Here is a 5,055-nt window from a genome sequence, read left to right on the forward strand (position 1 = left end):
ACGCGTCCGTTTCTTGAGAACTCAACAGTGTGTTAAAAGCCAGTGCATGTGCATCACACATGTATGACCCCGTCATTTTTGACGGTTATTGCTTGGATGATTCATCCGAACATGATCATTGTTTGGAGAGTTTGATCCTGGCTCAGGACGAACGCTGGCGGCGTGCTTAACACATGCAAGTCGAGCGGAAAGGCCCTTCGGGGTACTCGAGCGGCGAACGGGTGAGTAACACGTGAGCAACCTGCCCCTGACTCTGGGATAAGCCCGGGAAACTGGGTCTAATACCGGATACGACCGCCTCCGGCATCGGGTGGTGGTGGAAAGTCTTTTCGGTTGGGGATGGGCTCGCGGCCTATCAGCTTGTTGGTGGGGTAGTGGCCTACCAAGGCGACGACGGGTAGCCGGCCTGAGAGGGCGACCGGCCACACTGGGACTGAGACACGGCCCAGACTCCTACGGGAGGCAGCAGTGGGGAATATTGCGCAATGGGCGGAAGCCTGACGCAGCGACGCCGCGTGGGGGATGACGGCCTTCGGGTTGTAAACCTCTTTCAGCAGGGACGAAGTTGACGTGTACCTGCAGAAGAAGCGCCGGCTAACTACGTGCCAGCAGCCGCGGTAATACGTAGGGCGCAAGCGTTGTCCGGAATTATTGGGCGTAAAGAGCTCGTAGGTGGCTGGTCGCGTCTGCCGTGAAAGCCCGCAGCTTAACTGCGGGTCTGCGGTGGATACGGGCCGGCTAGAGGTAGGCAGGGGCAAGTGGAATTCCTGGTGTAGCGGTGAAATGCGCAGATATCAGGAGGAACACCGGTGGCGAAGGCGGCTTGCTGGGCCTTACCTGACGCTGAGGAGCGAAAGCGTGGGGAGCGAACAGGATTAGATACCCTGGTAGTCCACGCTGTAAACGTTGGGCGCTAGGTGTGGGGGTCTTCCACGATCTCCGTGCCGGAGCTAACGCATTAAGCGCCCCGCCTGGGGAGTACGGCCGCAAGGCTAAAACTCAAAGGAATTGACGGGGGCCCGCACAAGCGGCGGAGCATGTTGCTTAATTCGACGCAACGCGAAGAACCTTACCAAGGTTTGACATCACCCGGAAAGCTCCAGAGATGGGGCCCTCTTCGGACTGGGTGACAGGTGGTGCATGGCTGTCGTCAGCTCGTGTCGTGAGATGTTGGGTTAAGTCCCGCAACGAGCGCAACCCTTGCTCCATGTTGCCAGCACGCCTCTTCGGGGGTGGTGGGGACTCATGGGGGACTGCCGGGGTCAACTCGGAGGAAGGTGGGGATGACGTCAAGTCATCATGCCCCTTATGTCTTGGGCTGCAAACATGCTACAATGGCCGGTACAGAGGGTTGCGATACCGCGAGGTGGAGCGAATCCCTAAAAGCCGGTCTCAGTTCGGATTGGGGTCTGCAACTCGACCCCATGAAGTCGGAGTCGCTAGTAATCGCAGATCAGCAACGCTGCGGTGAATACGTTCCCGGGCCTTGTACACACCGCCCGTCACGTCACGAAAGTCGGCAACACCCGAAGCCCGTGGCCCAACCAGCTTGCTGGGGGGAGCGGTCGAAGGTGGGGCTGGCGATTGGGACGAAGTCGTAACAAGGTAGCCGTACCGGAAGGTGCGGCTGGATCACCTCCTTTCTAAGGAGCATCTTCACCCATCGCCACCGAACGTGTGGTGGGGTGACAGCTCACTAGTGGAGCACTGGCTACTCAGCAGGGACGCATTGTCCGTCCGTTAGTACCGTCGCTGGTGACAGCGGAGTGGGAACGGGGATCGTGGGGGTGCGTGCCGGCTGGACACACTGTTGGGTCCTGAAGGAACGGGCATTGCGCTCGGCTTCTTCGGACACAGGACCGGTGAACAGCTCGCGATTGCGGGTTGGGATCCGGTTGCTGTTTGTTGTTTGAGATTTGCATAGTGGACGCGAGCATCTTTGTGGCCAAGTTTTTTAGGGCACACGGTGGATGCCTTGGCATCAGGAGCCGATGAAGGACGTGGGAGGCTGCGTTAAGCCTCGGGGAGTCGCCAACCAGACGTTGATCCGGGGATGTCCGAATGGGGAAACCTAGCACCAGTCATGTGGTGTTGCCTCCGCCTGAATGTATAGGGCGGTTGGTGGTAACGCGGGGAAGTGAAACATCTCAGTACCCGTAGGAAGAGAAAACAAGAGTGATTCCGTGAGTAGTGGTGAGCGAAAGCGGATGAGGCTAAACCGGGCGTGTGTGATAGCCGGCAGGCGTTGCACGTCCGGGGTCGTGGGACCCTCTGGCAGTCTCTGCCGAGTCTGCAAGAAGTGATAAACCTTCGAGGTAGTTGAAAGCTCTGGGAAGGGCTGCCGTAGACCGTGAGAGCCGGGTAGGCGAAATCTTGAAGGCTTCTTGAGGGGATCCCAAGTAGCACGGGGCCCGAGAAATCCTGTGTGAATCTGCCAGGACCACCTGGTAAGCCTAAATACTCCCTGGTGACCGATAGTGCACGAGTACCGTGAGGGAAAGGTGAAAAGTGCCCCGGTGAGGGGTCGTGAAAGAGTACCTGAAACCGTGTGCCTACAAGCCGTAGGAGCTTACATGAGGTTCGCCTTGTGTGTGATGTGACTGCGTGCCTTTTGAAGAATGAGCCTGCGAGTTATGGTGTGTGGCGAGGTTAACCCGTGTGGGGGAGCCGTAGCGAAAGCGAGTCTGAAGAGGGCGTTTGAGTCGCATGCTGTAGACCCGAAGCGGAGTGATCTACGCATGGGCAGGTTGAAGCTCAGGTAAGACTGGGTGGAGGACCGAACCCACCAGGGTTGAAAACCTGGGGGATGATCTGTGTGTAGGGGTGAAAGGCCAATCAAACTCCGTGATAGCTGGTTCTCCCCGAAATGCATTTAGGTGCAGCGTCACGTGTTTCTTGCCGGAGGTAGAGCACTGGATGGCTAATGGGCCCGACAAGGTTACTGACGTCAGCCAAACTCCGAATGCCGGTAAGTGAGAGCGTGGCAGTGAGACTGCGGGCGATAAGGTTCGTAGTCGAGAGGGAAACAGCCCAGATCACCGACTAAGGCCCCTAAGCGTGTGCTAAGTGGGAAAGGATGTGGAGTCGCAGAGACAACCAGGAGGTTGGCTTAGAAGCAGCCACCCTTGAAAGAGTGCGTAATAGCTCACTGGTCAAGTGATTCTGCGCCGACAATGTAGCGGGGCTCAAGCACACCGCCGAAGTCGTGGCACTGACAGCTATGCGCTGTTGGTGGGTAGGGGAGCGTCGTGCAGCCGGTGAAGCAGCAGAGTGATCTAGTTGTGGAGGCTGTGCGAGTGAGAATGCAGGCATGAGTAGCGAATCGAGGGTGAGAAACCCTCGCGCCGGATGACCAAGGGTTCCTGGGGCAGGCTAATCCGCCCAGGGTAAGTCGGGACCTAAGGCGAGGCCGACAGGCGTAGTCGATGGACAACGGGTTGATATTCCCGTACCCGCTTCAATGCGCCCATATCGAACCCCTTGATACTAAGAGTCCTTAAGTCCGCTGGTCCTTCGGGACTGGTGTGAGGCTGAACGCTCGGCCTGATTGGGTAGTAGGTAAGCGATGGGGTGACGCAGGAAGGTAGTCCAGCCCAGGCGATGGTTGACCTGGGGTAAGCATGTAGGGAGTGAGGTAGGTAAATCCGCCTCGCGTATATCCTGAGATGTGATGCCGAGCCGATTGTGGTGAAGTGGATGATCCTATGCTGCCGAGAAAAGCCTCTAGTGAGTGTTGTGGCGGCCCGTACCCTAAACCGACTCAGGTGGTCAGGTAGAGAATACTAAGGCGATCGGGTGAACTGTGGTTAAGGAACTCGGCAAATTGCCCCCGTAACTTCGGGAGAAGGGGGACCTCTGCTGGTGATCGGACTAGCTCTGTGAGCTGGTGGGGGTCGCAGTGGCCAGGGGGAAGCGACTGTTTACTAAAAACACAGGTCCGTGCGAAGTCGTAAGACGATGTATACGGACTGACGCCTGCCCGGTGCCGGAACGTTAAGGGGACCGCTTAGTCAGCGCAAGCTGGCGAAGGTGAGAACTTAAGCGCCGGTAAACGGCGGTGGTAACTATAACCATCCTAAGGTAGCGAAATTCCTTGTCGGGTAAGTTCCGACCTGCACGAATGGCGTAACGACTTCCCCGCTGTCTCAACCGCAGACCCGGCGAAATTGCACTACGAGTAAAGATGCTCGTTACGCGCAGCAGGACGGAAAGACCCCGGGACCTTCACTACAGCTTGACATTGGCGTTTGGAGCGTCTTGTGTAGGATAGGTGGGAGACTGGGAAGCTCGGACGCTAGTTCGGGTGGAGTCATTGGTGAAATACCACTCTGGTCGTTTTGAACGTCTAACCCTGGTCCGTGATCCGGATCGGGGACAGTGTCTGGTGGGTAGTTTAACTGGGGCGGTTGCCTCCTAAAGAGTAACGGAGGCGCCCAAAGGTTCCCTCAGCCTGGTTGGCAATCAGGTGTCGAGTGTAAGTGCACAAGGGAGCTTGACTGTGAGACTGACGGGTCGAGCAGGAGCGAAAGCTGGGACTAGTGATCCGGCATCGGCATGTGGAAGCGGTGTCGCTCAACGGCTAAAAGGTACCCCGGGGATAACAGGCTGATCTTCCCCAAGAGTCCATATCGACGGGATGGTTTGGCACCTCGATGTCGGCTCGTCGCATCCTGGGGCTGGAGTAGGTCCCAAGGGTTGGGCTGTTCGCCCATTAAAGCGGTACGCGAGCTGGGTTTAGAACGTCGCGAGACAGTTCGGTCCCTATCCGCTGCGCGCGCAGGAGACTTGAAAGGGGCTGTCCCTAGTACGAGAGGACCGGGACGGACGAACCTCTGGTGTGCCAGTTGTACCGCCAGGTGCACGGCTGGTTGGCTACGTTCGGAAGGGATAACCGCTGAAAGCATCTAAGCGGGAAGCTCGCCTTGAGATGAGGTCTCCCACCATGAGAGTGGGTAAGGCCCCCGGTAGACGACCGGGTTGATAGGCCGGAGGTGGAAGCGCGGTAACGCGTGGAGCTGACCGGTACTAATAGGCCGAGGACTTGACCACAAAGCA

2 rRNA genes are annotated in these 5,055 nt (G+C 57.7%); both read left to right on the plus strand.

Annotation, left to right across the window (positions count from 1 at the left end):
- Window positions 1-119 precede the first annotated feature (119 nt).
- A 16S ribosomal RNA gene (locus ACTWQA_RS58505) occupies window positions 120-1,643 on the plus strand.
- Window positions 1,644-1,943: 300 nt separating this feature from the next.
- Window positions 1,944-5,049 (plus strand): 23S ribosomal RNA (locus tag ACTWQA_RS58510).
- Together the 16S and 23S rRNA genes form the textbook arrangement of a ribosomal RNA operon.
- Window positions 5,050-5,055: the final 6 nt, after the last annotated feature.

This window comes from Nonomuraea sp. 10N515B (assembly GCF_052245915.1).
GTDB lineage: Bacteria > Actinomycetota > Actinomycetes > Streptosporangiales > Streptosporangiaceae > Nonomuraea.